At 62.0% G+C, this 24,550-nt stretch carries 23 protein-coding genes and 6 pseudogenes; 10 read left to right on the plus strand and 19 right to left on the minus strand.

The features are described from left to right. Window positions 1-2: 2 nt before the first annotated feature. Window positions 3-386: pseudogene (locus LB547_RS23485) on the minus strand (transposase); the annotation flags it as partial. Window positions 387-807: 421 nt separating this feature from the next. Here LB547_RS23485 and LB547_RS23490 point away from each other — a divergent pair. Continuing rightward, the gene (locus tag LB547_RS23490; protein ID WP_224656363.1) at window positions 808-1,080 is read left to right on the plus strand and encodes a hypothetical protein; all 273 of its coding nucleotides are present in this window, start codon (window positions 808-810) and stop codon (window positions 1,078-1,080) included. A 161-nt stretch (window positions 1,081-1,241) separates the two neighbouring features. Here LB547_RS23490 and LB547_RS23495 read toward each other — a convergent pair whose 3' ends face one another. The 6 genes and pseudogenes from LB547_RS23495 to LB547_RS23515 all read right to left on the minus strand — a co-directional run bounded on the left by LB547_RS23495 (window position 1,242) and on the right by LB547_RS23515 (window position 4,357). Continuing rightward, the gene (locus LB547_RS23495) at window positions 1,242-1,466 is read right to left on the minus strand and encodes a DUF2274 domain-containing protein (protein WP_140522958.1); all 225 of its coding nucleotides are present in this window, start codon (window positions 1,464-1,466) and stop codon (window positions 1,242-1,244) included. A gap of 2 nt (window positions 1,467-1,468) precedes the next feature. Then, window positions 1,469-2,626 (minus strand): TrbI/VirB10 family protein, encoded by a 1,158-nt coding sequence (locus LB547_RS23500; protein WP_140522960.1) that lies wholly within the window; start codon window positions 2,624-2,626, stop codon window positions 1,469-1,471. After that, a complete protein-coding gene (locus LB547_RS32390; RefSeq protein WP_318013609.1) occupies window positions 2,623-2,907 on the minus strand; it encodes a TrbG/VirB9 family P-type conjugative transfer protein in 285 nt (94 codons plus the stop codon). Before LB547_RS32390 ends, LB547_RS23500 begins: the two co-directional genes overlap by 4 nt. Next, window positions 2,905-3,444: pseudogene (locus LB547_RS23505) on the minus strand (replication initiator protein A); the annotation flags it as partial. The pseudogene LB547_RS23505 and the gene LB547_RS32390, both read right to left, overlap by 3 nt. A 17-nt stretch (window positions 3,445-3,461) precedes the next feature. Then, complete coding sequence (locus LB547_RS23510) at window positions 3,462-3,743, minus strand: helix-turn-helix transcriptional regulator (RefSeq protein WP_140523012.1); 282 nt, start codon at window positions 3,741-3,743, stop codon at window positions 3,462-3,464. A 287-nt stretch (window positions 3,744-4,030) separates the two neighbouring features. After that, window positions 4,031-4,357, minus strand: coding sequence for a DUF736 domain-containing protein (locus LB547_RS23515; RefSeq protein ID WP_140523014.1), 327 nt, complete (start codon window positions 4,355-4,357; stop codon window positions 4,031-4,033). Window positions 4,358-4,906: 549 nt separating this feature from the next. Between LB547_RS23515 and LB547_RS23520 the strand changes: the two are divergent. Both LB547_RS23520 and LB547_RS23525 read left to right on the plus strand, forming a co-directional pair. Further along, a pseudogene (locus LB547_RS23520) lies at window positions 4,907-5,817 on the plus strand (site-specific integrase). Between the two features lie 2 nt (window positions 5,818-5,819). Next, a pseudogene (locus LB547_RS23525) lies at window positions 5,820-7,012 on the plus strand (IS91 family transposase). A 602-nt stretch (window positions 7,013-7,614) separates the two neighbouring features. Here LB547_RS23525 and LB547_RS23530 read toward each other — a convergent pair. From LB547_RS23530 to chrA, 3 genes are all read right to left on the minus strand, one after another. Then, on the minus strand, window positions 7,615-8,013 hold the full coding sequence (locus LB547_RS23530; protein ID WP_224656334.1) for an invasion associated locus B family protein: 399 nt from the start codon (window positions 8,011-8,013) through the stop codon (window positions 7,615-7,617). Next, window positions 7,925-8,806 (minus strand): hypothetical protein, encoded by an 882-nt coding sequence (locus LB547_RS23535; RefSeq protein WP_224656336.1) that lies wholly within the window; start codon window positions 8,804-8,806, stop codon window positions 7,925-7,927. The genes LB547_RS23530 and LB547_RS23535 overlap by 89 nt, the downstream gene beginning before the upstream one ends. Window positions 8,807-9,895: 1,089 nt before the next feature. Then, the gene (chrA, locus tag LB547_RS23540; RefSeq protein WP_140555420.1) at window positions 9,896-11,122 is read right to left on the minus strand and encodes a chromate efflux transporter; all 1,227 of its coding nucleotides are present in this window, start codon (window positions 11,120-11,122) and stop codon (window positions 9,896-9,898) included. Between the two features lie 52 nt (window positions 11,123-11,174). On the opposite strand from chrA, the pseudogene LB547_RS23545 reads away from it, so the two are divergent. Continuing rightward, window positions 11,175-11,551: pseudogene (locus LB547_RS23545) on the plus strand (VOC family protein). A 570-nt stretch (window positions 11,552-12,121) separates the two neighbouring features. Here the strand turns inward: LB547_RS23545 and LB547_RS32395 are convergent. Further along, window positions 12,122-12,442: a hypothetical protein gene (locus LB547_RS32395; RefSeq protein ID WP_246672802.1), complete on the minus strand. Its 321-nt coding sequence runs from the start codon at window positions 12,440-12,442 to the stop codon at window positions 12,122-12,124. Between LB547_RS32395 and LB547_RS32700 the strand changes: the two genes are divergently transcribed. Continuing rightward, window positions 12,353-12,763: a class I SAM-dependent methyltransferase gene (locus tag LB547_RS32700; protein WP_411908946.1), complete on the plus strand. Its 411-nt coding sequence runs from the start codon at window positions 12,353-12,355 to the stop codon at window positions 12,761-12,763. The two genes, LB547_RS32395 and LB547_RS32700, sit on opposite strands and share 90 nt — an antisense overlap. Window positions 12,764-13,468: 705 nt before the next feature. Here the strand turns inward: LB547_RS32700 and LB547_RS23555 are convergent. From LB547_RS23555 to LB547_RS23580, 6 genes are all read right to left on the minus strand, one after another. After that, complete coding sequence (locus LB547_RS23555) at window positions 13,469-14,644, minus strand: CynX/NimT family MFS transporter (RefSeq protein ID WP_140565810.1); 1,176 nt, start codon at window positions 14,642-14,644, stop codon at window positions 13,469-13,471. 68 nt (window positions 14,645-14,712) lie between these two features. Then, window positions 14,713-15,327: a 2-hydroxychromene-2-carboxylate isomerase gene (locus LB547_RS23560; protein WP_140523034.1), complete on the minus strand. Its 615-nt coding sequence runs from the start codon at window positions 15,325-15,327 to the stop codon at window positions 14,713-14,715. A gap of 60 nt (window positions 15,328-15,387) precedes the next feature. Next, window positions 15,388-15,753 (minus strand): YybH family protein, encoded by a 366-nt coding sequence (locus tag LB547_RS23565; protein ID WP_140523036.1) that lies wholly within the window; start codon window positions 15,751-15,753, stop codon window positions 15,388-15,390. A 288-nt stretch (window positions 15,754-16,041) separates the two neighbouring features. Continuing rightward, window positions 16,042-16,542, minus strand: coding sequence for a DUF2285 domain-containing protein (locus LB547_RS23570; RefSeq protein WP_140523038.1), 501 nt, complete (start codon window positions 16,540-16,542; stop codon window positions 16,042-16,044). Window positions 16,543-16,597: 55 nt separating this feature from the next. After that, window positions 16,598-16,792, minus strand: coding sequence for a transcriptional regulator domain-containing protein (locus tag LB547_RS23575; RefSeq protein WP_140523040.1), 195 nt, complete (start codon window positions 16,790-16,792; stop codon window positions 16,598-16,600). Window positions 16,793-16,919: 127 nt separating this feature from the next. Then, window positions 16,920-17,600: a hypothetical protein gene (locus LB547_RS23580; protein ID WP_224656331.1), complete on the minus strand. Its 681-nt coding sequence runs from the start codon at window positions 17,598-17,600 to the stop codon at window positions 16,920-16,922. Window positions 17,601-17,695: 95 nt separating this feature from the next. Between LB547_RS23580 and LB547_RS23585 the strand changes: the two genes are divergently transcribed. Next, window positions 17,696-17,956, plus strand: coding sequence for a helix-turn-helix transcriptional regulator (locus LB547_RS23585; RefSeq protein ID WP_224656332.1), 261 nt, complete (start codon window positions 17,696-17,698; stop codon window positions 17,954-17,956). A gap of 69 nt (window positions 17,957-18,025) precedes the next feature. Here LB547_RS23585 and LB547_RS23590 read toward each other — a convergent pair whose 3' ends face one another. Further along, complete coding sequence (locus tag LB547_RS23590) at window positions 18,026-18,352, minus strand: DUF736 domain-containing protein (protein ID WP_042643545.1); 327 nt, start codon at window positions 18,350-18,352, stop codon at window positions 18,026-18,028. A gap of 617 nt (window positions 18,353-18,969) precedes the next feature. Between LB547_RS23590 and LB547_RS23595 the strand changes: the two genes are divergently transcribed. The 3 genes from LB547_RS23595 to LB547_RS23605 all read left to right on the plus strand — a co-directional run bounded on the left by LB547_RS23595 (window position 18,970) and on the right by LB547_RS23605 (window position 22,920). Beyond that, on the plus strand, window positions 18,970-19,155 hold the full coding sequence (locus LB547_RS23595) for a DUF3606 domain-containing protein (RefSeq protein WP_140523042.1): 186 nt from the start codon (window positions 18,970-18,972) through the stop codon (window positions 19,153-19,155). Window positions 19,156-19,208: 53 nt separating this feature from the next. Next, complete coding sequence (ligD, locus tag LB547_RS23600; protein WP_224680367.1) at window positions 19,209-21,110, plus strand: DNA ligase D; 1,902 nt, start codon at window positions 19,209-19,211, stop codon at window positions 21,108-21,110. 103 nt (window positions 21,111-21,213) lie between these two features. Beyond that, a complete protein-coding gene (locus LB547_RS23605; protein WP_140523044.1) occupies window positions 21,214-22,920 on the plus strand; it encodes a DNA polymerase/3'-5' exonuclease PolX in 1,707 nt (568 codons plus the stop codon). A gap of 29 nt (window positions 22,921-22,949) precedes the next feature. Here LB547_RS23605 and LB547_RS23610 read toward each other — a convergent pair. Then, a pseudogene (locus tag LB547_RS23610) lies at window positions 22,950-23,136 on the minus strand (hypothetical protein); the annotation flags it as partial. A gap of 48 nt (window positions 23,137-23,184) precedes the next feature. Here LB547_RS23610 and dinB point away from each other — a divergent pair. After that, window positions 23,185-24,285, plus strand: coding sequence for a DNA polymerase IV (gene dinB / locus LB547_RS23615; RefSeq protein WP_140523046.1), 1,101 nt, complete (start codon window positions 23,185-23,187; stop codon window positions 24,283-24,285). Window positions 24,286-24,550 lie beyond the last annotated feature (265 nt).

The raw sequence follows: 24,550 nt of genomic DNA on the forward strand, positions 1-24,550 counted from the left end.
GGGGCTTCCGGACCTTTGACCGACTGACGTCGAGGACGCCTCCCGACGGGCTCGCCTCGCGACCCTCCCGTTCACGGTCCAGCATCAGCGCCACATCGTGGATTGTCTTGAACTGAAACGGCGCACGAAGCTGCGGCACCACCAGTAGACGGTCTGCCAGGGCGGGAAATCCTTCGGCAGCATGCGCCAGCCGCCACCCGGTCGGGCCATGTAGCGGATCGCGTTCAAGACTCGCGCAGGTCCCTCGCCACGCGCCGCCCGGTCATGGACGCGCCCGGCAGGAACGGTTGTATCCGCGACCATTCCTCATCCGTCAGATCGGACGGATAACGCTTGGTCTTCTTCTCGACGTCGGCCATCCGGCCACGCGTCGCTCGGGTCCACATCCCAAGCTTGAATTACGTGCGATCGCACCGTTCAAGGCGTTTTCAATCGGTCTCTGAGCGCGCTCGAACAAGCCCCGCCAATCCGCCGACCGCACTGCAGCATCGGGCGGCAATCAATCTGGTTCGGCTGTGATTCTTGGCGAGAACACGATGTCAATCGGAGATGACCAATCTGGATTAATCACTGAGTGGCTGACATTGCCATAAAATACGACAAAAAGGCGTGTGCCCGTTCCGAACCTTCGGGCCGGCCGCCACCTATGGTTCTGCACAAAACGGGAGGGCGGCTACTCCTAGCACAAGGGCTGCGTCTCTGCGTGGATACTCGTTGCCTCGACCCGAACAAGATCCGGCCTTCGCACCCTTGTCGCCGAAGACATACGGCCACTTTCGGAAACCCGAAACTTCATGGAGTGTTTCAATGACGCGAATACTGTTTGCCGGCCAGAAACCTGAAACCGTCGACTTCTCGGACCCGTCCTTGCCGCCCGGCTTCAATGCCGAAAAAATCAACGCTGGGATCGCTTTGGGCGTGGCGAAAATCGAGGAACGGGGCTGGCAGGGTGACACCTGCATGATTACGCCCGATGCCGCACTCAAAGGAGCGCTGAGCAATGCGACGTACGATTGCGTGGTGATCGGTGGCGGCCTAGGCTGCCGCCCAAGGGGCTACCCTTGTTCGAAACCGTTGTGAACATCATCCACAAGGCGGCGCCTAACGCCGCCTCAACACCAGACCCGAGGACACTGCGGAAGCCGCTGCCCGTCAGCTCCCCACGAGTTGACACCTCCCACGCAGTTTTGCAGTCGTGCTACAGCATTACAAAGTTTTAACCTTGGCGGCAGAGGTGGCCCTCAACCTTTCCGCTCCCGCTTGGCTCTAGCAAAGCCCCGATCGGTCGCGATAAATCGCTCAAGCATGGGCACAATCAGGCGAAGAGGATCAGTGGAAGGCTGACCCCCGTCGCGGCCAAGGATCTCAGCATATCTGGACAGATCGCGGTGCAGCGGCGCTGGCAGTTCCACTGTGACCTTAACCGGCTTGTCGTCTGCAATCGGACCGAGTTTCAGATTGGCCATTTTCAGCCTCCGTAGGGTTCGAGCACGAGATCGCGCGTAACGACGACACGCACATTGACGCCAGGCCGTATCGTCAGTGTGGGTGCGATGTTGAGTTGGCGCTGGACGATCTGCTGGCCCATCTGGCTGAGGCTGTCGGAGGCGCCGCTGCGCAAGGCGCGCACGATGTCACCTTCCTGGCCGGACGAGCCGGCCTCCGCGCCAACGCTGAGAATGGTGGTGAGTGCGGCCGCCTTGAACAGCTCGGCCCAATGGTAGTCGACGCCGTCCTCAAGGCCGGCATAGCCTTGGGCGTCAGTGCCAGGCTGGCGTTCAAGAACAATGGAGCGTCCGTTGGGAAAGACCAGCCTGTTCCAGACAAGCAGCACGCGCCGCTGGCCGAAGCCGACGCCATTGTCGTACTGGCCAATGACACGCGTGCCTTGCGGGATCAGCAGCGAGCGACCCGTCGGACTGTCATAGACATTTTCGATCACCTGGGCGGTGATCTGACCGGGCAGATCGGAACGGATACCGGTGATGAGGGCCGCCGGGATGACGGCCCCTGCTTGGAGCACATAGGGCGACGCCGGCGGCGTGACGCGATCCGGCGCCACGGTGCGCCGATCAGCGGCCGCATTCAGAAAGCCGAGCTGGCGGTCTTGCGTGGTCGACTGGCCGATCTGACCGGCAAGGTCGGGGCCGCCAAGGTTCGGCGGGGAAGTTCCTGCGGGCGGGGTTTCGGCCAATGCCGCGATTGACTGCCCCGTCTGGAAGAAAACACGCGACGTTCGGGCCGCCTCCTCTTCGGCCCGCCGGCGCTGTTCGGCTTCATCAACCATCGGCGTTGCGATCGTAGGCGGCACGACGGGCTGTCCCTTGTTCTGGGCATCAAGCATCGGCCGGCCAAGATCGCCAGGCAGCGGCGGTCCAAGAACAGGGCCAGTATAGTCGCGCGGCAGGCTGGCCAGTCCCTCGGCGGGCTGCCTGTTGGACGTCGAGTAGAGCTCGTCGCCATGCCTGCCGGTTTCACTCGTCCGAAGCGCGTAGATCAGCGCGCCGCCGACGCCAAGCGATGCACATAAGCCGATGCCGGCAAGCACCTTGCGCGACAAGCGCGTGACGCGCGGCGGATCGGCGCGAAGCTGCATGGGGGCAGCCGGGATTTCGTTCTCGCTCATGATTGTTCCCCTCCCCTTTGACGAAATGCGTTCTTTGCACTCGGCGCCGCATTGGTGCCTGACATCCACAGACCTCTCCTCGTGGCATCGGTGCGGACGATCCTGACGGTCTGTTGCCGCTTGCCACTGCCAAGCCGCAATTCCGCGGCGCCAAAGAGACGGTCGACGATCAGGGTGTTCTGGTAGACGCGGCTGTTGGCAATCTCGGCCTCGCCGTCCGGGCCTATGACGAAGATGGGCGGCATCTCGCCTTGCACGATCCCGCGTGGAAACTCGACCATAACAGCGCGGTAGAACCAATCCGGCAAAATCAATTCGACGCCGAGCGGGTGGCCGTTTCGATCGAAGCGCTCCTGCCACTCGTTGATCCACGAGAAGCGATGGCGCCGGCCTTCGGCGCGTTGGCGAATGGAGGTGACGACGCTTGTCGACTGCAGGCGATCGAGCGCCGCCTTGAGGCGCAGATAGTCTCGCTTCGAGACACCGCGGCCGACGAAGGTGAGCATTTCGTATGGCGTCGCGGCCATCAGGCGCGAAGTGCGCAATCCGGCGTCCCGCGCATTGACGATCTGGCTTGCGGCCCAGATCAGGATATCGGCATCCCAGATCGTCGCCATGCCGTGGTCGGGCATCGCTTCGACACGGATAGCCACATCGCCGGCGCGAAAGTCGATGGGCGCGATGCGCCTGGATTTGGCGAGGGAAAAGAAGGGATAGGCCATGAGGTCCTGCGCATCGCGTGGCGCGACAACACCGGGCAGCGCGTGGAACAGATCAAGCTGTCCGCGTTCCGATGGTTGGCGTGGTCGTGCCGACATAGGGGAGATCAGCCGTGTCAGCGCCTTTCGCGCCCGGCATAGGCGATCAGGCGGGCGGCTTGAGGCTTGGCGGGCAGCACCGAGCCTTGCGGATCGGATGTCGACGTCATCGCGCCGCGCTGCACCCAGGCCTGGAGGTCGTCGACGGCGTAGACGACGCGGCCGCCGAGTTTTCGATAGGCAGGCCCGGTGCCGTAGGTGCGGTGTTTCTCCAGCGTACGCGCCGAAAGACTGAGGAAATGCGCAGCTTCCGAAGTGCGCAGGTAGCGCGGCGGCAATGGCGCGGCGTCGGCATTCATCGGGTGTCTCCTTGCGGCCGTCGAGATTGAACGGCGATCGATGGCCAGGATGGAAGAGTGTGGAGACGGTGATCAGGTGCGCAATTGAGGGGCGCTATTTCGCACCGCCAAGAGGCCTTCAGGCAGTGGCGCCGGCGCGCAGCCATTGAGAACAGCCGCGCTCGACCATCTCCACGGCGTCGCGCATCAGACGACAGGAAGCCGGTAATGGCAGCCGGCGGCGCGGAAAGCTTCCGCGGCACCGGCAGAAGGCGCCTCGCCCGACACCGGGCGAGGCGTCTGCCAGTTCACTCGCCGTTGCGGCGGTTGGGGCGGGACCAGATGAGGCTATGGCCCTCGCCTTCCTCGTCGGCGAAGAGGTTGGCGTAGATCGGGGCGGTGAAGCTCGGATCGTCGAGCTTGAGCCCGAGATAGTCGCGGCCCTCGTTGGAGCGCTTGGACCAGGCGGCGCCGATTTCGGCCTTGCCGACCACCACGCGGTGGCTTGCAGCGTTCTCGCCGCTGGCCCGGGTGTCGGGGACGATGCGCACGCCCTTGGCCTGGACGCTGAGGGTGATGATCTCGCCGGTGAACTCGTTCGCATTGGTCTTCTTGAAAGTGCCGATGGTAGCCATTTTCAGTCTCCGTTTCTTCGTTTCCGAGCCCGCACCATGCGGCCTCGATAGCGATCACAGGGCCGGAGGCGACCGCCGCCGCATCGCTTGCGACCGCAGCAAAAGCGGAGGATGGCGGAGGCGCGCGTTTCTTGGTTCCGCGAGGAATGGGCTTTGCCCAGGGGAAGAAACGCGCAACGCGCCCTTGCGGCATAGGCGGTCGAGGCTTCAGCCGTCCTTCGGCCAGATCAGCCGGCTCGAGAGGTCGTTGGTGCGCTCTGCGAAATGAAGGAGGGAGGCAATCGCGGCATCGGTAGCTCGGCGACGAAGCGGATTGGTTGGCCAGGAGGTCCGCCCACAATGTTGACCCGCATCAAAGGCTTGCCCCGTTGTGCCAAGCGCACGCGACGGCACACTGCGAATGTCCTGTTTGGGCCGAAGAACGAACCCGCTGCGCGGGATGGGCGCGCTGGGATGAGGTAGAGATCACGAACCGGACGTCGCGCTCGCATTTGAGGGTGGTTCGGCAGCGGCAGAGCATCACAGGCTTCTTCAACAAGGAGCCTGACCATGCCCTGTCCTGTTCTTGATGCACCTATCAGTCCAGTTCGTCAGCGGCTGATCGACGACATGAATATGCGGCGTTTCTCACAGGAGACGCAGCGCAACTATCTCCGCGACATCGGACGCCTGGCGACGTTCCTCGGCCGGTCGCCGGATACAGCGACCACTGACGACCTGCGCCGATTCCAGATCGAGCAGCAGGACGACGGCGTTCCCGTGCCGACGATGAACAGCATCGTGTCGGCGCTGCGCTTCTTCTTCACACATACGGTCGATCGCCCCGATCTGGCGCGCAAGCTCGTTCGTCTGGCGCACCCGCGCAAGCTGCCGGTGGTGCTGAGCCGCGACGAGGTCGCCCGGCTACTCAACGCCACCACCTGCCTCAAGCACCAGGCCGCGCTGTCGGTCGCTTATGGCGCGGGCCTGCGCGTGGCGGCGGTGGCGACGCTGAAGGTTGCTGACATCGACAGCCAGCGCATGCTGTTGCGCGTCGAGCGCGGCAAGGACGGGCGATACCGCAACGCCATGCTGTCGCAAGACCTGCTCTTGTTGCTGCGCCAGTGGTGGAAGGGCGGACGCCAGCAGGGGGGTGATGCATCGCGACGGCTGGCTGTTTCCTGGGCAGCATGCGATGAAGCCCATCAGCACGCGGCAGCTCTATCGCGTGGTCGTCGAGGCAGCGCAGGCGGCCGACATCGCCAAGCGGGTCGGGCCGCACATGCTGCGTCACAGCTTCGCCACCCACCTGCTGGAGGACGGCACCGACATTCCGGATCATCCAGGTCTTGCTCGGGCGCGCCAAGCTAAATAGCACCGCCTTCTACACCAAGGTTGCAACCCTCACGGTGCGCACCGTCACGAGCCCGCTCGACAAGCTTGGCCTCTTCAAGCTGGAAGAGATCTCGCCCGACGGCTGAGCGTGCGCGCCTCGATTGAGGTTGCCGACATCTTCCGCACTGCCGGGCCCGCCTACCGGGCCGTCCATGCAGGGCATCTGACACTGCAGCAACTCAAGGTCATGTCGGCGATCGAGCACTGCCGCACCGCCGCCCTTGGCGGTCACGTGGAGGCCTGCGAGGACTGCGGCCAGTGGCGCATCGCCTACAACTCCTGCCGCAACCGGCACTGTCCGAAGTGCCAGGGTGCCGCGGCGCGGACATGGCTTGCCGAGCGCGAGGCCGACCTGCTGCCGGTCGGCTACTTCCACGTCGTGTTCACGCTGCCGGCCGAGGTCGCCGACATCGCCTTCCACAACAAGGCGGCGGTCGACGACCTGCTGTTCAAGGCGGCATCGGAGACGATGCTGACGATCGCTGCGGATCCGAAGCATCTCGGCGCGCGCATCGGCATCACCGCCGTCCTTCAAACTTGGGGCTCGGAAATGTCGCACCATCCGCATGTGCACATGATCGTGCCGGGCGGCGGCATCGCGCCAGACGGAAGCCGGTGGATATCGTCGCGCCCGGCCTTCCTGCTGCCGGTGCGCGTGCTCGGCAAGCTGTTCCGCCGCCTGTTCCTCTCTCGGTTGGTTGCGCTGCACGATGCCGGCCGGCTCACCTTCTTCGGATCGATGGCGCACTTCACCGACCGGCGAGCATTCCTGCGGCACCTGGCGCCGGTCCGGAAGAAGCGCTGGGTGGTTTATGCCAAGGCGCCCTTCGCCGGGCCTCAAGCCGTACTTGCCTATCTGTCCCGCTACACCCACCGCTTTGCGATCTCGAACCGCCGCCTCATCCGATTCGATGAGGCCGAGGTCACGTTCCGCTACAAGGACTATCGTCGCGACGGCACAGACCGGCAGCAGATCATGACGCTCGCCACCGACGAGTTCATCCGCCGATTCCTGCTCCACATCCTGCCGCGTGGCTTCCACCGCATCCGGCACTACGACCTGCTCGCCGGCGGCTCCCACAAAGCCAGCCTCGCACTCGCGCGCAAACTGTTGAGCGTCGCGCCGCTGCCCGAAGACGGCACTCCGGAAGAACCGACTGACTTCCGCCCGCCATGCCCGTGCTGCGGCGGACGGATGATCATCATCGACGTGTTCGAACGTGGAGGCAGCCGCGCGGGCCGCCGGACGCGTCGGCGACGAACCGGGAGAGCGTCCCATGACGCGGCATGGCGAAGTCCAGCCTTCAGCCACAGGCGCTCAGCCTCCGGCGACGAACCCACGCGCGTCCATGGAGATCATCGGCCTCGACAGGGCTAAGTCCGACCGCACGCCGAGCCGAGGAGGCCGCACGGCCGGAAGACAAGGCGGTCCGTGCATCAATCCCGCCGCTTCTCGCCGGCGGTCGCGCTATCCCCGACACCAGCCAAAAATCGAAATCCCCATAACCCCTCGCCTGTGGCTCGAGGGTTCCTTCTTCGGAGACTTTCGTACGCCTGCCGGCGCCCGAAACTCTTCACGGAATCGGACGGCTGGCTTCTAGGCTCAGATCATCAGAAGCGGACTTAACAGGAGGTCTGTGCGCCTCAGCTGAACTGATCCGAACGCGAACAGCGAAATCGAGAAATTGAAGAGAATAGGTCCGCTCGCCGGGAGCAGCCTTTACGTCTAGGGCTGTCGAAATCCCACGCGCGCCCTGTAGATTCTCCCAAGGTAAGCCAACCGCGCGGGTTTAAGCTCCTCTCGCTTCAATCCCGATGACGTAGCGCGTCGAGCCAATATCTTAATATCATAATTACAGCACTGGACCATTCCTCGGGGGCCTTCAGTAGCGCGGCTTCCCGATCAGCCCACCAGCTGTCTGTCTCACGCTCCAGCAAGATACGGACAAAGCGATGTCCTTCTGGTCGGTGCTTCTGACCTTGATCTTCAGCACCGAACCCGCCCGCAATGCGGCTACTGTTCCTTCATCGAGGGTGAGCGGCACGATGCAGCCGGCCGGCAAGCAGGTTGAGAAGCGCAGCGCCTCAAGGGGCTGGCTGTCATCGATCTGCAATGCGGCGCCGGCGTCGAGCATAAGCCCAAACGGAAGCACGACATTGCCCGCGAGCGTGGCGTCGCTGTTTCGCCTAAGCTCAACAGCCAGGACCCGCTGGCCGTTCTGCTGCGTCTGTTGCTGGGAGACACCGCACGTTACCGTTGATGTGCTGCTTTGACAGGTCAGGCTCCAGTCTTGATAGCTTTCCTGGAGCGAAGTCGCGCCGCCTGGCAGCTTTGAAGTCACATCTTGAGACAAAGCCGCGGTGCCCATCACCATCAAGCCGAGCGTCGCCGCTGCACTGGCCAGCGGGAATTTCCACATGCGCAATTCGATCACCTTTCTTGCGGGTGAGATTTATGCTCAGGAACTCCTGCAGCTTTCGCGCGGACTGCCTGGAAAGGCCGCCCTTGAACTGCTCCGGTCGGCTGGTTCGTGAGGCATAGGCGTAAAGCACGTGAATGCCCATGATTGCGATCAGCTGCTCGATATGGACGTGGCTGACGCCCTCCTTCTTCGTAAGCTCCGCCTTGAGCAGTTTGGCGATGCGCAACGCATTAAAGTCCCGCGTGCCAAGGGGCGGAGGCATCAACTCCGTCTCCACCGGGCCGAATTGCTGCCTGGCCAGTTCCTTCAGGCTGTCGTCCGGGTAGACGATAATTGCGCTCTCCCGCGCCTTCGACAGCCGCAAGCGAGCTTCAAGATGTGCCGGCTTGACGATGATGCTCCCTGCCGCCGCGTCGTAGCGCTCAGCCTTGGCTCCCCCGAGGGAGGCACACACGCCTGGTGCGGCCTCGAGACCGACATAGACAACGTGATCACTTGCCTCGAAGGTGTGTAGACCAGGTGCCATGACGGAACAAGACGCCCTGCCCCGCTGAGTCGCTATCGTCCGCTCATCGGTTGTCGAAGAAACAGATTGCAAGTCCAGTTCGGGTGGATCGAAGCCGGCATCCAGATCGTGCTCAGAAGAAGTCATATCAGTCGGCCTGTGTCACAGCGCGAGGCAGGAAGACATTCACGTTTCAATTAGTGAATCCTAATTTAGAAGACGAACACTCCCATTCACCTTAGTGAGCGCCGTCAGACGTCCCTGGAATGTAAACTATCCCCCGAATGAACCGGTTCCCGATCATTCGCTTTTGATTCAACTCAACAATGGAACAAGGGTCGTGTGCCACACCCGCAGCGGTTGTGGACCAGAGTTGAGCGGCTTGTCATTGACCAGACCCCAACCGCAAAAAAGTGAGCTCGAAGGGTTGCCATGCACTCACGGGGGCGCATATCGGGTCGCGGGGATGCACTGCGGTTCGCTGGGTGCGCGGGCCACAACCTTGATGATGGTGACGGAACATTGAAAAATCCCGAACTTCGCCCAATCGATCTTCCACAGAGCAGCAGCGGCCTCGGAGCCTTGTGACCAGACTATTCGGAGTGCATGGGAATGCGGGGCCGAGGCTGGATTCGGGAACTGCGGCTTGCTGACGCTCAACAGCTCAGAAAGCAAATCGCCCAGTTCGAAATGGAACTACTTACGGAAAGAGAGTCATTCAAACTAAGAAGGCTCGCGGAGCTCGGCTATCACATCCATTCCCGCAAGTTGCGACTTCAACGCCTGGAGCGCTGCATCTCTGCGCTGAAGTGACTGATCTCTAGGAACCGCCGGCGACCGCCGAGTGGTCCGCTCGCGAAAAATAAGCTTTGGGGAGCACGATCCTGCATTCCATGCGCAGCGATCGGAGGCGGCGAGGTTGTAATACGAGTGTCCCATTCCGTTTCTCCTTCGGCCATGATTGGCCACCGGAGAAACGCGGGTACCCCTCGGGGCGTGATCCTGGCTAACCGCAATCTGATCGGTCCCGACATCGTGATCGCGGCGACGGCTATAGTACGGGCCTCGAATCGATGGTGGGCAAGCTTGGCGTTCTGGACGGCAGGGCGTTCCGCTTTTTAACGGCGGCGATCATGATCCGACGCGGCCGGGTCTGTGGTTCACGGGAATGCAGCCAAATGTCCGCGGCTGCTTCGCCGACGCCAGGATTCAGGCGCGCCATCGCAAAGGCCATTGTCAAATCATCGCGGCGCGAAGCGCGCCAGCAGCGGCAAGCAACGCCACAACAACCCACGACGGCATCCGCCATACGACCAGAAGCAGGAACCCGGTTACAGCCAGAGCAAAATCCCCTGGCGTGACGACTGCGCTCTTCCATACCGGATCGTAGAGAGCCATCCCAAGGATGCCGACCACAGCCGCATTCGCACCGCGCATCGCAGCCTGGGCGCCTGGACGCGAGCGCAGGGCGTCCCAAAACGGCAACATGCCGTAAACAAGCAGCGTACCGGGCAGGAAGATGGCGATAAGCGCGATCGCCGCGCCGGCCAGGCCGTTTGGAACGGGGCTTGCCACGCTCCCCAGATAGGCAGCGAACGTGAAGAGCGGCCCCGGCACTGCCTGCGCCAGTCCATAGCCCTGCAGGAAGGCTTCGTTCGTCACCCAGCCCGTGTTGACGACCTCCGTTTGCAGCAGCGGCAGCACCACATGGCCTCCGCCGAATACCAAGGCCCCAGAGCGGTAGAAGGCGTCAAAGAATGCGATAGCGTGACTACCCGTGGCCCGTTCCGTCAGCGACGGAACGACAAGGAGGACAGCAAAGAGTGCTAGCGAAACAGCGCCGCCGCGAGCCGAAACGGGAAAACTCAAATGTCCAGGCACCTTGGTTTCCTCGCCAGGGCAAAGCCATAGCCCGGCGAGGGTTCCAAGGACGATCGAAGCTATTTGCGCGAACGACCCGCCGACGACGACGACAACCGCAATCGCGAGTATCGCAATGGCGGCGCGCTGCTTGTCGGGCGTTAGCGTTCGCGCCATGCCCCAGATTGCTTGTGCTACCACGGCAACAGCCACGAGCTTGAGCCCGTGAAATACGCCGTCCGCGACTGGGCCATGAAGCCCTGCCGCACCAAAAGCGAAGGCCACAATGATCAGTGCCGATGGCAGGGTGAAGGCGAGCCATGCTGTAAGGCCACCTGCCAGGCCACCACCTCTGAATACGCCGAGGGCGAAGGCCACCTGGCTGGACGCCGGACCAGGAAGAAACTGGCAAAGGGCGACGAGATCGCCATACGCTTGCTCATCGAGCCATTTGCGACGCAACACCAGTTCGTTGCGATAGTAACCGAGATGCGCGATGGGTCCGCCAAACGATGTGAGGCCAAGCCTCAGGAATACACGAAAGACTTCGCCTGCGGACCCGCGTATCGGCGCGCCTAGCTGTTGGTCCATTGCGTTGCCCATACGAAATCGCTTCTAATAAACTTGCCGGGGGTCGTTTGAAAGGTGATCCATAATGACGCCAGCCAGTGTTCGGTACATTGTCAACGATGTCGCAATCTCCGTCGCCTTCCACACGCAGCACCTTGGGTTCACCATCGAGCAGGACGCACGGCCAGCGTTTGCGTCGGTGACCCGTGGTCCCTTGCGGCTGATGTTGAGTGGCGCTGCAAGCTCCGGCGCACGGCCGATGCCGGACGGTCGCCGTCCAGTGCCCGGCGGGTGGAACCGCATCCTGCTGCTTGTCGAAGATCTGAAAGAGGAAGTCGAACGGCTGAAAGGCGCCGGGTTGCCATTTCGCAATGAGGTCATCAGTGGAGTCGGTGGCTCGCAAATCCTGCTCGAAGACCGTCGGGGAACGTGATCGAACTGTTCCAGCCCGCCGCTCACTGACAGGTTCTCAACCTTGCTTTTGGAACTGACCGAGGTTTGAAGCTCGTCGGAACGGCCGAATCGGTGCAAGCGGCCGTAGACATGGTCGGAGTTCTGACGGCGTGTATAGGCGCCGTCTTCCGACACGAGGCTTTCAGGGCCAGGCGGCGGGCCTAAATGCCGCCCATTCCTCAGGCTAACAGAATACGGCACCATCAAGCTGCGCATGGGGTTGAACGCGCATCGTCGGAAACTTGGAACCCCCGCTTAGTCACTCGGAGCCGCGTGCGCCGTGGCGGAAGAGCTGTACTTCTAACTCGCCTCCCTATTGACAGACGGGCTGCATGCCGGGCCGCTCCGGCGGGAGCGCAATGTAGCCTTACTCGGCGACGGCAATAAAACAAAGCAGGTGTGCGACATCCAAACATTTGGATTCAACGTCCGGCATAATATGGCTTGAACGAAGTGCAAATGCTATGACCGTCGGATCGACAGAGTTCGGAGACCCATTCGCGGACGCAAGCGGTCCGTAGGCGGAGATGATCCGGAGGCTGCACCAAAGGGGCGATGATGATGGAAGCAGCGCCGCATTCACAGATTGCTGACCACTACGCGCGAGGCAGCCTGGTCGCAGGTATTCGCGATGGTCTTGCCGCCATGGGGAAGACCGAAAGCACGGTCACCGCCGAGGACCTCTCGCCCGTAGACGAGTTTCACATTGGCGGCCGCGCCGCCACGGGAGAGTTGGCAGGGCAACTTGCGCTCACCGCTGCGGATCGAGTGCTCGACATCGGCTGCGGCCTCGGTGGACCAGCGCGACAGATCGCAGCGAAGTATGGCTGCCACCTCACCGGCATCGATCTCACTCGCGACTACGTCGAAGCCGGCAATGTCCTTTCCGGCTGGCTCCATCTAGGGGAGCGCGTCTCGTTGCAGCAGGGCGATGCTTTGCGGCTGCCCTTCCCAGATGGATCGTTTACTGCCGCATACATGTTGCATGTCGGAATGAATATCGCCGACAAGAGCGCACTATTTTTCGGACATTGCGCGGGTCCTATGCCCCGGGGCGCGTTTCGGTGTCTTCGACGTCATGCGCACTGGACCCGGCGAACTGTCTTATCCGCTGCCATGGGCGAGTACGGCAGATACGAACGCGATCGCCGCTCCAGAGCAGTACCGCGACACACTTTCCGCGGCAGGGTTCGAGATCTTGTCGGAACGCCAGCGGCGTGATGCTGCGCTCGAGTACTTCGCACGGCAGCGCGCCCAAGTGGCCATGGGGCGGGCAGTACTGGGCGTGCAAACTCTCATGGGAGCGCGGCGGCCCCAGATGGTCCGAAACATGAGCGAAAGTATTTCAGCCGGCCTGATTGGGCCGGTCGAGATTATTGCCCGAAGGCGGTAATATCTGTTGTCGATTTCAACTGATTCTGGCGGGAAACGCAATGTCTGCTTCGGGTCAGGAATTGAACTAACGCGCCCGCCCCGTGCAAGTCCGCTTTGGTGAGCAGCAGCGCTAACTTCAACGGCCGGAATTGGGCGCATTGCTGCCCATCATTTCGGCTGAAAGCGAAGAGACATGGTCGTCGCGCTGCATCGTGTCACGCGGGTTCTCGAATCGGACCCGAGGTCCGCATCCCGACTACCTTCTGGAATCACCTCTCCGAGACTCTCCGGCGCAAGCGGGGAATGCTTGTGGGGTTGGGACGGGTGACCCGCGGTCGCCTCATTCCAGCCGTATCGCCGAGGAGCGATCTGAGCCCAGGTCGAGTGTGGCCGACCGGACAACGTCCCGACGCTCGTCGAATGGCCCTCACTGACGAGAGAAGCAGCAGGACGATTGGCTTCGACACCCACGCCTAGAATAAAGCGTTGATGACTACCGTGCCACGCAACGACACCATGTCCCGGGGTATCACCAAGGTTTGCTTGCGCGTTCTACGTCGAGGGAAGCGCCAGCCGCTTCTGGCCAGCAACGATACGGCGGAAGAACCACAGAATGGCTGGGCAAACCAGGAGCACGACGGCCCCGAAGTCCAGCGCGGCGCTGGCGGAGCCGATCGAGGTGGAAAGCTTTCCGCCGATCGCCGCTCCAACCGGGCTCCCGGCATAGAAAGCCGTATAGAATATTCCCATTCCGATCGCCCGCGTTTTCCGCTCGAGCACACGTGCTGGAAGGCTCATGATCGCACCGGCGGGGAGGCCGCAGACGGCACCGACGGCAATGACGATGGGAAGCACGTGGCCGCTTCGCGACAGGAGAACCGTTAGCAGGGCAAAGGCGATGCTGCCTGCGACAATGATGGCTTCGCCGCGTTTGGTCTGATCAGCGAGGAAGCCACCAAAGGGAACCGAAATCGCCGCGAGCCAGAGGACGATGCTGATCGTCGATCCAGCCGCAGCCATGGACCATCCTCGCTCAACCAGCATCGATGGCCCGAAACTGAAGATCATCGACAAACCGAGATTGTAGAGACACCAGATTGAGCTAGCGGCAACGACTGCATAGACCGTTTCCGAGGTCAGACTGCCTCGTTCGCCTTCAAGAGAGACCGCCGCCTCCGGCGCGCGGTAGACGAAAGCCATGAGGCCGAAGCCGATCAGAATCCACCCCGCGACGGCAAGGTTGACGAGATGAAGCCCGAACCTCGCTCCGATCCATGGCAGGAGCATGAGCGAGATTGCGATGCCCACCGGCCACGAGTTGACGAAAATGGCCATCGCGGTTGCGATTTCGCGACCAGTGAACCAGTCGGCCACCATCTTGGTCATCAGGACGCTCAAGAGAATGCCGCCAGTGCCCGCAATCAGTCGGCCCGCGATCTGCACGCTCCATAATGCCGACGTAGTCATAAGCAATTCGCCGGCCAGCATCGCCAGGAGCCCCCCGAGGACGGTCGCCTTGTCGCCATAGCGGCGTCCGATCGTGCCACCGGGCAGAGCAAGCAGGACGCCGGGCGCAAAGTAAACTCCTATAAGGATACCGATGTCGGCCAGGCTCGCATCGACGCTTTGGCTAAGCTGTGGTGCGACGGCCCCTACGCTCCCGAACTGAAATGCGAAGGCGGTGCGAGCGACAAACAAGACAGCAAGAATGGTCCAGCGGCTTGGCACTTGAGTCCTCCCGTGGGACTGACAATCCGCGCATGGTTTTCACCAAATGCCTGGCGCACTCAGTCCTATCAATGATGTCTCAGCGCTTGCAGATCATGTCGGCCAGCGGCCCAGGCAAGCGCCTCTTCGAGCCTGTCGTCACCCCAAAACGTCTCGCCATCCACGACGAACGCTGGAGAGCCGAAAATGCCGTAGTTGCGGGCCGCGTCGGTTTCAGCCTTGAGACGCTCATGGGCACCGGGCTCATCGGCCCTTGCAATCGCACGACCGACATCTTGACCGAGGGGGGCTAGCACATGCTCCAGATGGGCACGGCTACCCAGATCCATGCCTTCTAGGTACCACGCCCTGAAGCTTGCGACGGTATAAGCCTCGCACCAGCCCTCTTCGGCCGCCACCATGGCGACTCGGTTGGCCACAAGGTCCGGATCGGTCGGCCAGATGGGTGGCCTGACATAAGGCACCCCGTGCGTCGCCGCGCGTCGCTCCACATCGCGCCACATGTACTTCACCTTTGCCGCCTGGGTGCGGAGGGCGATGTTGTTCTCGGCCATGACGGTGCGGACATTGAAGGGCCGCCATCGAACGGCAACACCCGACCGTTTTGACACCGCATCAACGCGCATCACGGACAGATACGAGTAGCCGCTTCCGAAGAAATAGAAGAAGTCGAGTTGCTGCATTCCCGTCGCCTCCCATCCATGGATGCCGACACTCAGCCAACTCGGCAACAAACCTATGCCTCAGTCGGTGCTGTTAAGGCTGCACATCCGTATCAGCCATGATCCGCCGGCCTGCTGCTCGAAGACGTTGACAGACGTACCGCTGCCAACCTCCAGGCCCTCGGTATACGTCGCCAGACACCAAGCCAGGTCACCAGATCTGCCCGCGTGTATCACTGTCATCTTCTTTTCAGGCGCCTCGTCGTGGCCGTGCGTCCAGGCTGTATGGAGAGCTTCGATAGCATCCCGGCCCCGAGCAGGAGGCGCGTAGGGCGAAAGTAATTCGGCATCGGCCGTAAACATGGCGCCGCATGTTTTGGCGTCGCCAGCACGATAGGCAGCCACATAGGAATTCCAGAAAACCTGCAGTTCCTCGTGAATCGACATCGGACGGCCCTCCGGAAGCCAGTTTGCTATATTAGCGGTTTCTTAGATGTACGACAATTCTCCAATGCTGGTCCGCCGCTGGCCATCTTCCCACCTAGCCGTTATCGCGGTGACCCCGGGGGGTCGGTCTCCGCTTCAGGTAGTATGCGATCTCACACCGCGCGCACGGGTGCGCTTATGGGATATCGCAAAGGCGGGCTCTACGTCGGAGTTGAAGGCGAAGAGCAGCCGTTCACTCCAGAATCTGCCGACAGCGCATAAGTGGACCAGGCGCCGGACGGACCCCCTTCAGGAGAGGCGCCTTCGTGCGCGCAGCAATTGGCGGTAGCCGCGCTCGACCATCTTCAGGCCGTCGCGCACGAGGCGATACGTCTGGTAGCGGAAAGGCGAGTCCTGCCAGTCAGTGGCACTGACCAACTTCCGACCAAACAAGGCCGTCGCGACTTCGAAATGAGATGCCTGCTCCTCACGGCCGTCAAGGCACTGCAGCATATGGCCAAGACGCCGCCGCTGGGCCGAGGTCAAGCGGGCATCGGGAAGGTGTTGCCTGTGGATCGAGCGGACGAATCTCTCGATCGCCTGTAGCCTGTCATGCGCCATGTCATCGAGTGGAATTATGGCAGCCAGCGGCTCGCCTGGTCGCGCGCCGCCGAGAAGCGCCAACTGCACGCCGGCCGGCGAAGATCGCACGTGAAGGCCGACTTCGTCACGCTTTCCCGCGGCCAACCGAACATCGCGGGCGCTGTCTTCCCGCGCGAGCATATCCGCCGGAACCTCGACCAGGTTCACGACCCCAGGGTCGATCTGAGGCGCCCAATAGACCGGCTGCTCGACCGCGGACTGATCAGGCCTGGCGGCGAAACTGCAAGCCCCAGCGCTTGCGCAGCGCACGCATCGCTTTAGCCGAGCGGGAGGCCGCGAAGTCCCGCTGATACTGGGGATTTCGTCGCAGGAACTCCCAGGCAATCTCATCGGCCGCGGCGCCTTTAACGAACGCGTATGCCTGTGGGTCACACCACTGCGATGTATCGGGCTTCATCCGTATCCTTCCCTTCTCATGGATTTGATACGGAGACGCAGCGTTGAGCGAAATCCTTGGATTCCGTCATTGACGAATGAACGAGAGAGATCTCGGCGCCGAGCATCAGGCCGAGACTTTGCGATGCCTACTGGCTGGCCCCTTCCAGTGTCTTGAATGTGTCCGTCCAGGCGCGATAGGCCTCCTCATCGCCCTGGCTCCACGCGCTGAAGGCGCGCCAGGCGGCGAAAGAGGATGCAGACTGCTCGAACAGCGCGCCGATCGACTGGTCGCCTGCAGGCCAGCCGGCAGGCTCGCTGTTTATCGCTTCAGGCGTGAGGCGCCGCAGATCGGCCAGGGCCGAGCGGATGTGGGGCAACGGAAATTCGCACAGGTCTGTGTTGTCAGCCGCTTCTCGAACGATGACTGCAAGCTTGGCGATAACGCCCGCCAGCGATTGGGCAGACGTCACTGCAATCTTATCCAACAAGGCATCGGCCTTTTCAGCCTCGCTCTGCTCCGCCGTCCGGGCATCGAGATAGCGGTCGGCGTCAGCGCCCTCCCCGCGCCCAGGGACTTCGCCGACGGAGAAGAGCGCGCCGCGCTCCAAGAGCCCCTCCTCGGCCTGCTGCTGCCTGACACAGGAGGCTAGCATTCCAACATGAGCGTCGATCCAGGCAAGGGACAGGACGAGTGCTGGATCGGCCGACGGCGGGTCTACGACCGCATGGTCGGCCGAACGCTTAGGGTGTTCTTTGGTGCATGGCGATTGCCTCTCCCGTCCCAGCGTGACGGGAGGCAAAGTCGTGGTATTGTCGGAATCAGCCATGATCCGAGCTCCACACAGCTTGGCTTTGGTCAGGTCGAAAAGGGTGTTCGCGCACCCTCTTCGACCGCAAGTTCGAGACAGGGGTAATATACAAATTGATTGAGGTCAATCATAATATTGGAGACAAGGCGGCGAATTTCAGCGCCGAGCAGTGCCGCGGCGCACGTGCAATGTTGGGTTGGAGCCAAGATGATCTGGCCCGCGCGGCCACCGTCGCACGGCAGACAATCGCTGATTTCGAACGCGGCGCGCGGACTCCGATTGCAAATAATATATTAGCGATCGTGAATGCGCTTGAAAGAGCAGGCATTGAAGTACTTCCCAACAATGGGATCCTCTTGCGTAAGAGCAGCTGATCGCGATTTCTGGACCACCGTCGAATGCGAAAGCCCGTCCGACCGGGGTCGAACGGGCTCGATTGAGAGTTACTCGCCGTTGCGGCGGTTGGGGCGGGACCAGATGAGGCTGTGGCCCTCGCCTTCCTCGTCGGCGAAGAGGTTGGCGTAGATCGGGGCGGTGAAGCTCGGATCGTCGAGCTTGAGCCCGAGATAGTCGCGGCCCTCGTTGGAGCGCTTGGACCAGGCGGCGCCGATTTCGGCCTTGCCGACCACCACGCGGTGGCTTGGAGCGTTCTCGCCGTTGGCCCGGGTGTCGGGGACGATGCGCACGCCCTTGGCCTGGACGCTGAGGGTGACGATCTCGCCGGTGAACTCGTTCGCATTGGTCTTCTTGAAAGTGCCGATGGTAGCCATTTTCAGTCTCCGTTTCTTCGTTTCCGAGCCCGCACCATGCGGCCTCGATGGCGATCGCGGGGCCGGAGGCGACCGCCGCCGCATCGCTTGCGACCGCAGCAAAAGCGGAGGATGGCGGAGGCGCGCGTTTCTTGGTTCCGCGAGGAATGGGCTTTGCCCAGGGGAAGAAACGCGCAACGCGCCCTTGCGGCATAGGCGGTCGAGGCTTCAGCCGTCCTTCGGCCAGATCAGCCGGCTCGAGAGGTCGTTGGTGCACTCTGTGAAATGAAGAGGGAGGAAATGGCGGCACATGCGATTAGAAGACCAAGCCACCGGGTCTCCAAGATGTCTCTCGATCGGCTTGGCATGGGCTGTATCAAGCCCTTATCACGTCGGCATGAGGCGACCGCCACCTCGTCCGCAGTGGCGGCTCGGGACCCGATCCGCGCGAACTGCCGCCCAAGGAACTGCGCAAGCCGCGACATCTACATCCCGGGTCTGCATATTGACAACATTAAGGTCAAGACGGCGGGAGTTCAGGTGAATCGAATTTCTTGCCCGGCTCAGGATCGCAAGACGACCCGAGGCGTTACACGTCGACACCGTGACTCCGCGCCCTGGCAAGAAGGAAGACGATAATGGCAGACAACAAGTCGAAGCGAGGCGCCGCCGACCGTCGGCAAGTCTCCGGCGGTGAAGGCTACGAGGTCAATTACTTTGCCCGCAAGCACGGCATCAGCAAAGAGCAGGCCGAGGCGCTGATAAAGCGGGTCGGCAACGACCGCGACAAGCTCAATGCCGCCGCGCAGAAACTAAAGAAATAGGCCGCGCGCCGGAATGGCGCGTCGGACAATTCGGTTTGGTGAGAGTAAATTCTGTGAGCAAGTCAGCGTCGCGTCGCCTCACAATCAGAGGATCTTCAACTCCCCCTACGAAGCCAGCCTCGCGACGCGCGGCCAAACTCGCGCCACCTGCCTTCCGGCCGGTCCAGCTCGCAAAACTGGTGGACACAGTTCCCCCCGGCGATCGCTGGATTCACGAGATGAAATACGATGGCTACCGCATCCTCGTCGCTGTGGGTGGCGGAGAGGCGCGCGCCTATACGCGCTCCGGTCTGGACTGGTCCGACCGTTTTCCCTCGATCCTGTCCGAGGCACGCAAGCTCAAGATTCGCTCGGCGCTCATCGATGGAGAGGCCGTCGTCACCGACACCGAGGGACGATCCAGTTTCCAGGCGCTTCAGAACGCATTGAAGGGTGCTCCGGCGAGCATTGACTATTTCGCCTTCGACCTGCTGCAGCTCGATGGCGAAGACCTGACCAGGCTTCCGCTCCTGGAGCGCAAGAAGAAACTGGAGGCAATTCTGCCGGCCAGGAACCCCATCTTTCGCTACTCCGATCATATCCAGGGCCGTGGAGAGGAATTGCTGAACCGCTTCTGCGACGCCGGCCTGGAAGGGGTAATCTCGAAGCTCGCGGATTCCGACTATGTCGGCGCCCGGGACGGCAGCTGGCTGAAGATCAAGTGCATCAAACGTCAGGAATTCGTGCTCGTCGGCTGGACGCCGTCAGACAAGGATCGCGCGTTTCGATCGCTGATTCTTGTTTTCAATGATGGCGGAAAGCTGCGCTATGCCGGCAAGGTCGGGACCGGTTTCGATACCGCCGAGATGGCCCGGCTGATGAAGATCATGGCGCCGCTCGAGCAGAAAGCCGCCACGGTCGAGGCGCCGCGCGCGGAGGTTCGCGGCGCCCACTGGCTGCGTCCCAAACTTGTAGCCGAGATCGCCTTTACCGAGATGACCAACGAAGGAACGCTGCGTCATCCAAGCTATCTTGGCCTGCGCGAGGACAAGAAGCCGGAGGCCGTCGTGCTCGAGACGGAACACCGCACAGCAACCCTGCCGTCACCGGCAATCAGCACGATTGCGATCAGCAATCGCGGCCGCGTCATCTACCCGGAATCCAACATCACCAAGGGACAGCTAGCCGATCATTACGCCGAGGTCGCCGACATCATGCTTCCGTGGGTCGGCAACAGGCCGATCAGTCTGGTCCGCTGCCCGCAGGGCCGCGCGAAGAAGTGCTTTTTCCAAAAACACGACGCCGGCAGCTTTGGCGACAAGGTCCATCACGTCGGGATCACCGAGAAGGACGGACACGAGGAGCCTTACCTCTATGTGGACGATGCCGACGGGCTGATGACCTGCGTCCAGATGGGAACGATTGAGCTGCATGGATGGGGAGCCCGCATCGAGGACGTCGAAAAGGCCGACCGGTTGGTGTTCGATCTGGACCCGGACGAGGGCTTGGATTTTGAAGCCGTCCGCGCGGCTGCCTTTCAATTCCGCGACATCCTCAAATCGTTGGGACTGACGACTTTCCCGATGCTGACGGGCGGCAAGGGGGTGCATGTGATCGCTCCGCTGACCCCACAGGCAGAATGGCCGGAGGTAAAGGATTTCGCGTCCCGCCTGGCTCAGGCGGTCGCCCAGAGCGATCCGGCCCATTTTACCGCCGCGTTGTCGAAGGCCCGCCGCAAGGGTCGCATATTCGTAGACTATCTGCGCAACCAGCGCGGAGCGACCGCGATCATGCCGTACAGCGCGAGAACCCGGCCGAGTGCTCCGGTGGCGGCGCCGATCACCTGGGCGGAGATGAAGACCATCAATGCACCCTCGCATTTCCATGTCGGCGACGCTCCCGAATTGAAGAAACGAGCGGCTTCCAAGGCTCTGGCGGGCTGGGGGCGCGCTGATCAATCCCTGCCACATCTGTAGCGCCAGCGGGCAGAGGAGAAGCCACGCCGTTTTTCCAACCCGGCGCCATGGCCCGCCAGGATTCTTTGGAACCTGCCAAGACCGGCCTCGTTTGCCTGAAGCCATGGCAAAAACCGACACGAGGACCATCGCCAATCTTCTGAGGGAATACGCGCATAGGACATCCCTGCGCGGCGGTAATCCCTATCGCGCAAAGGCGTATCTACGTGCCGCTGACAGCCTGGCGGCACTCTCCCAACCACTTGATCGCATCATCGCCGCCGGCGCCCTCACCAGTATCCCGGGGATCGGGGACGCCATCGCGGACATCGTGACGAAGCTCCATCAGACCGGCACGCACCCAAGCCTCGACAAACTGCGGGAAGAGGTGCCGGCAGGCGTGATGGAGCTGTTTGCAATCCCTGGTCTTCGGCCCGACAAGATATTGAAGCTTCACCAGGCGCTCGGCGTGAGTTCGCTGGCGGAGCTCAAAACCGCGGCGAAGGAAGATCGCATCAGGCCGGTCAAGGGGCTTGGTGCCGCGCTTCAGACGAAGATCCTGGAGAACCTGGCTATCGCGCGAAGCGGTCAGATGCAGCTTCATCTCCACAAGGCTGCTGCTCTCCTGGAGCATGCAATGGCATCGTTGCAGCAAGAACATCCGGAGTTCTCCCGCGTCGAGATCGCCGGTGACTTCCGGCGCGGGTGCGAGCTCGTTTCCGCTTTCGCGCTGGTAGCGCAAGGCACGGAGCAGGCCGAGCTCGCGGATGCGACCCTGCGGGTTGTCATCACCGACAAGAAGCACTTTGGCGCCAGGCTCCTCGACGCGACCGGTTCGGCAGATCACCTCAAGCAGCTGAAGACGCTCGCGGCCGTCAAGGGATTTGTCCTGAAGGGTGACGGGCTCTATCGCGGCCGAAAGCTGGTCGCCTCAGCGACAGAAGAGGATATCTACGAGACCATAGGCCTGCAGTTCGTCGAGCCCGAACTGCGCGAAGGCAGGGATGAGATCAGACGGGCGGCCAGCCACGAGCTGCCCGCACTTGTTCGAGACCAAGATCTGTGTGGCATCCTGCACTCCCATACGACAGCGTCCGACGGCACCGAGACGCTCGAGACGATGGCCGAAGCCACGCGCAAGCGCGGGTTCGAATATTATGGTGTCGCCGATCATTCGCAGTCCGCTCACTATGCGGGTGGCCTTTCGCTGCAGGAGATAACTGAACAGCATCGCGAGGCCGACCGGTTGAACCGGCGGTATGGTGGGAGATTCCGTATCCTGAAAGGCATTGAGGCTGACATTCTGGCGGACGGCTCGCTCGACTATCCGGATCATGTCCTGGAGCAGTTCGACTTCGTCGTCGCCAGCGTGCACAGCCGCTTCAAACTGCCCAGGAAGGAGCAGACTGAGCGCATCATCGAGGCGATCGGCAACCCCCGGACGACGATCATCGGCCACATGACAGGCCGCCAGCTGTTGCGGCGCCCGGGCTACGATCTCGACATCGCCAAAGTTCTTCGGGCCTGCGCCAAATTTGGCGTCGCCGTCGAAGTCAACGCACATCCATGGCGTCTCGATCTCGACTGGCGCTGGCATCAGGAGGCACTCGAATACGGCTGCATCTTCAGTGTCAATCCGGATGCTCATTCAATTCGCGAGCTCGATCACATGCACTGGGGCGTTGAGATGTCGCGCAAGGGCGGCGTCCCTGCGCAGCGAGTCCTCAATGCGATGCGCCTGCCGGCTCTGCTTTCCTATCTGGAAAAGCGCAAGCGCGCATCCAAGAGGATCGGTCGACCACGCCTGATGGCGAGGGACGCTATGCTGTAATTCAATTGGCTGGTCTGGTGCGGCCTCCTTCAACAGGTGCACGCTGCGTATATGATATTGGAATCGAGCCAACGGTCCAGCTGACCGAGCTGTTCGACCGACAATGTCCCTGCCGGCAACGGTCTGGTCAATGATTTGGCGGAGACCGACGGATCGAGCCACGCGGCCCAATCCTTGAATGACGATTTGACGGTCATGATAAGGGGCGATGTCCGGAACTGAAGATTGTAGGATCCGGCAGCACGAAGCTTATATCCTGGCGGAATGACATTGCAGGCAAATGGCCCCTGCCGCGGCGCTGACCCGCGCAAGATAATCCATGTCGACATGGATGCGTTCTACGCGTCGGTCGAACAGCGCGACAATCCAGAACTCCGCGGCAAGCCGCTTGCCGTCGGTGGAGCGGCCGCCCGCGGCGTGGTGGCTGCCGCAAGCTACGAGGCCCGCGCCTTCGGCGTTCGCTCCGCCATGCCTTCGGTCACGGCAAAGCGCAAATGCCCCCAACTCATCTTTGTGCCGCCTCGTTTTGACGTCTACCGGGCAGTCTCGGCTCAGATCCGCGAGGTGTTCGCCGAACATACCGATCTCATCGAACCGCTCTCGCTCGACGAGGCTTATCTCGACGTGACGCAGAACCGGCTCAATATTTCGTCGGCCACGACGATCGCCGAGACGATCAGGACAAAGATCCTGATGGTGACCGGTCTCACCGCTTCCGCCGGAATCTCGTACAACAAATTTCTCGCCAAGATGGCGTCCGACCAGAACAAACCGAACGGCCAGTTCGTCATCACGCCACGCCATGGGCCGGCGTTTGTCGAGGGTTTGCCGGTCAAGAAATTTCATGGTGTCGGTCCTGCGACCGCCGCGAAGATGGAGGCGCTCGGAATTGAGACCGGCGCCGATCTCAAGGGCAAGTCGCTCCCTTTCCTGCAGCAGCATTTCGGAAAGGCGGGGCTCTGGTACTATCAAATCGCGCGCGCCATCGACGAACGCAAGGTCGAACCAGATCGGCCGCGCAAATCAATCGGCGCCGAGGACACGTTCGCAGTCGACATATTCGACCTCAATGCATCAATCGCCGAACTCAAGCCGCTGGTCGCCAAGGTCCGGGGCTACTGTGAGGGCAAAGGCGTTCGGGGCCGGACCGTCACGCTGAAGATCAAGTTCGCCGACTTCCAGCAGATCACGCGCAGCCGCACGGTGGCGGTGCCGATCGAACTTCCGGATTTCGAACATCTCGCAGCCGATCTCCTTCAATCGGTGTTTCCGGTGCGGAAGGGAATCCGCCTGTTGGGCGTCACGCTTTCCTCCCTAGGCGATGTGTTGCCGCCGGATCAACGTCAACTGCGCTTCGAGCTTTAGCACTGCCCTGGGGCCAGGACGGAAAGGACGTCCGGCCGCATCTTGTCCGGATCATCGCTCGGGTGGATCGATCGTCGCGGACGATCTGGGAAACCTCTCCTTCATATTCGTCGGCCGCACGACCGTGAGTGTACCGTCGCCGGCGCCTGGTGGCGAGGCTGAAGGCGAAGGCGTTGGCTTCGACGAGGGACATTTTCCCGGCTCCTGTTCTGGAAGCGGGGAGCGATCCCCGCGTGACAGACGCCCGATGTATCCGGCCGAGGGC

It is taken from the genome of Mesorhizobium sp. B264B1B (genome assembly GCF_020165765.1).
GTDB lineage: Bacteria > Pseudomonadota > Alphaproteobacteria > Rhizobiales > Rhizobiaceae > Mesorhizobium.

Coding starts and splice junctions, on each gene's coding strand:
- LB547_RS23490 (WP_224656363.1), top strand. CDS start 808: ATGACGCGAATACTGTTTGCCGGCCAGAAACCTGAAACCGTCGACTTC.
- LB547_RS23495 (WP_140522958.1), bottom strand. CDS start 1,466: ATGGCCAATCTGAAACTCGGTCCGATTGCAGACGACAAGCCGGTTAAG.
- LB547_RS23500 (WP_140522960.1), bottom strand. CDS start 2,626: ATGAGCGAGAACGAAATCCCGGCTGCCCCCATGCAGCTTCGCGCCGAT.
- LB547_RS32390 (WP_318013609.1), bottom strand. CDS start 2,907: ATGGTCGAGTTTCCACGCGGGATCGTGCAAGGCGAGATGCCGCCCATC.
- LB547_RS23510 (WP_140523012.1), bottom strand. CDS start 3,743: ATGAATGCCGACGCCGCGCCATTGCCGCCGCGCTACCTGCGCACTTCG.
- LB547_RS23515 (WP_140523014.1), bottom strand. CDS start 4,357: ATGGCTACCATCGGCACTTTCAAGAAGACCAATGCGAACGAGTTCACC.
- LB547_RS23535 (WP_224656336.1), bottom strand. CDS start 8,806: ATGACTTCTTCTGAGCACGATCTGGATGCCGGCTTCGATCCACCCGAA.
- chrA (WP_140555420.1), bottom strand. CDS start 11,122: ATGGGCAACGCAATGGACCAACAGCTAGGCGCGCCGATACGCGGGTCC.
- LB547_RS32395 (WP_246672802.1), bottom strand. CDS start 12,442: ATGGAGCCAGCCGGAAAGGACATTGCCGGCTTCGACGTAGTCGCGAGT.
- LB547_RS23560 (WP_140523034.1), bottom strand. CDS start 15,327: ATGCAGCAACTCGACTTCTTCTATTTCTTCGGAAGCGGCTACTCGTAT.
- LB547_RS23565 (WP_140523036.1), bottom strand. CDS start 15,753: ATGTCGATTCACGAGGAACTGCAGGTTTTCTGGAATTCCTATGTGGCT.
- LB547_RS23575 (WP_140523040.1), bottom strand. CDS start 16,792: ATGAAGCCCGATACATCGCAGTGGTGTGACCCACAGGCATACGCGTTC.
- LB547_RS23580 (WP_224656331.1), bottom strand. CDS start 17,600: ATGGCTGATTCCGACAATACCACGACTTTGCCTCCCGTCACGCTGGGA.
- LB547_RS23590 (WP_042643545.1), bottom strand. CDS start 18,352: ATGGCTACCATCGGCACTTTCAAGAAGACCAATGCGAACGAGTTCACC.
- LB547_RS23595 (WP_140523042.1), top strand. CDS start 18,970: ATGGCAGACAACAAGTCGAAGCGAGGCGCCGCCGACCGTCGGCAAGTC.
- LB547_RS23605 (WP_140523044.1), top strand. CDS start 21,214: ATGGCAAAAACCGACACGAGGACCATCGCCAATCTTCTGAGGGAATAC.
- dinB (WP_140523046.1), top strand. CDS start 23,185: ATGACATTGCAGGCAAATGGCCCCTGCCGCGGCGCTGACCCGCGCAAG.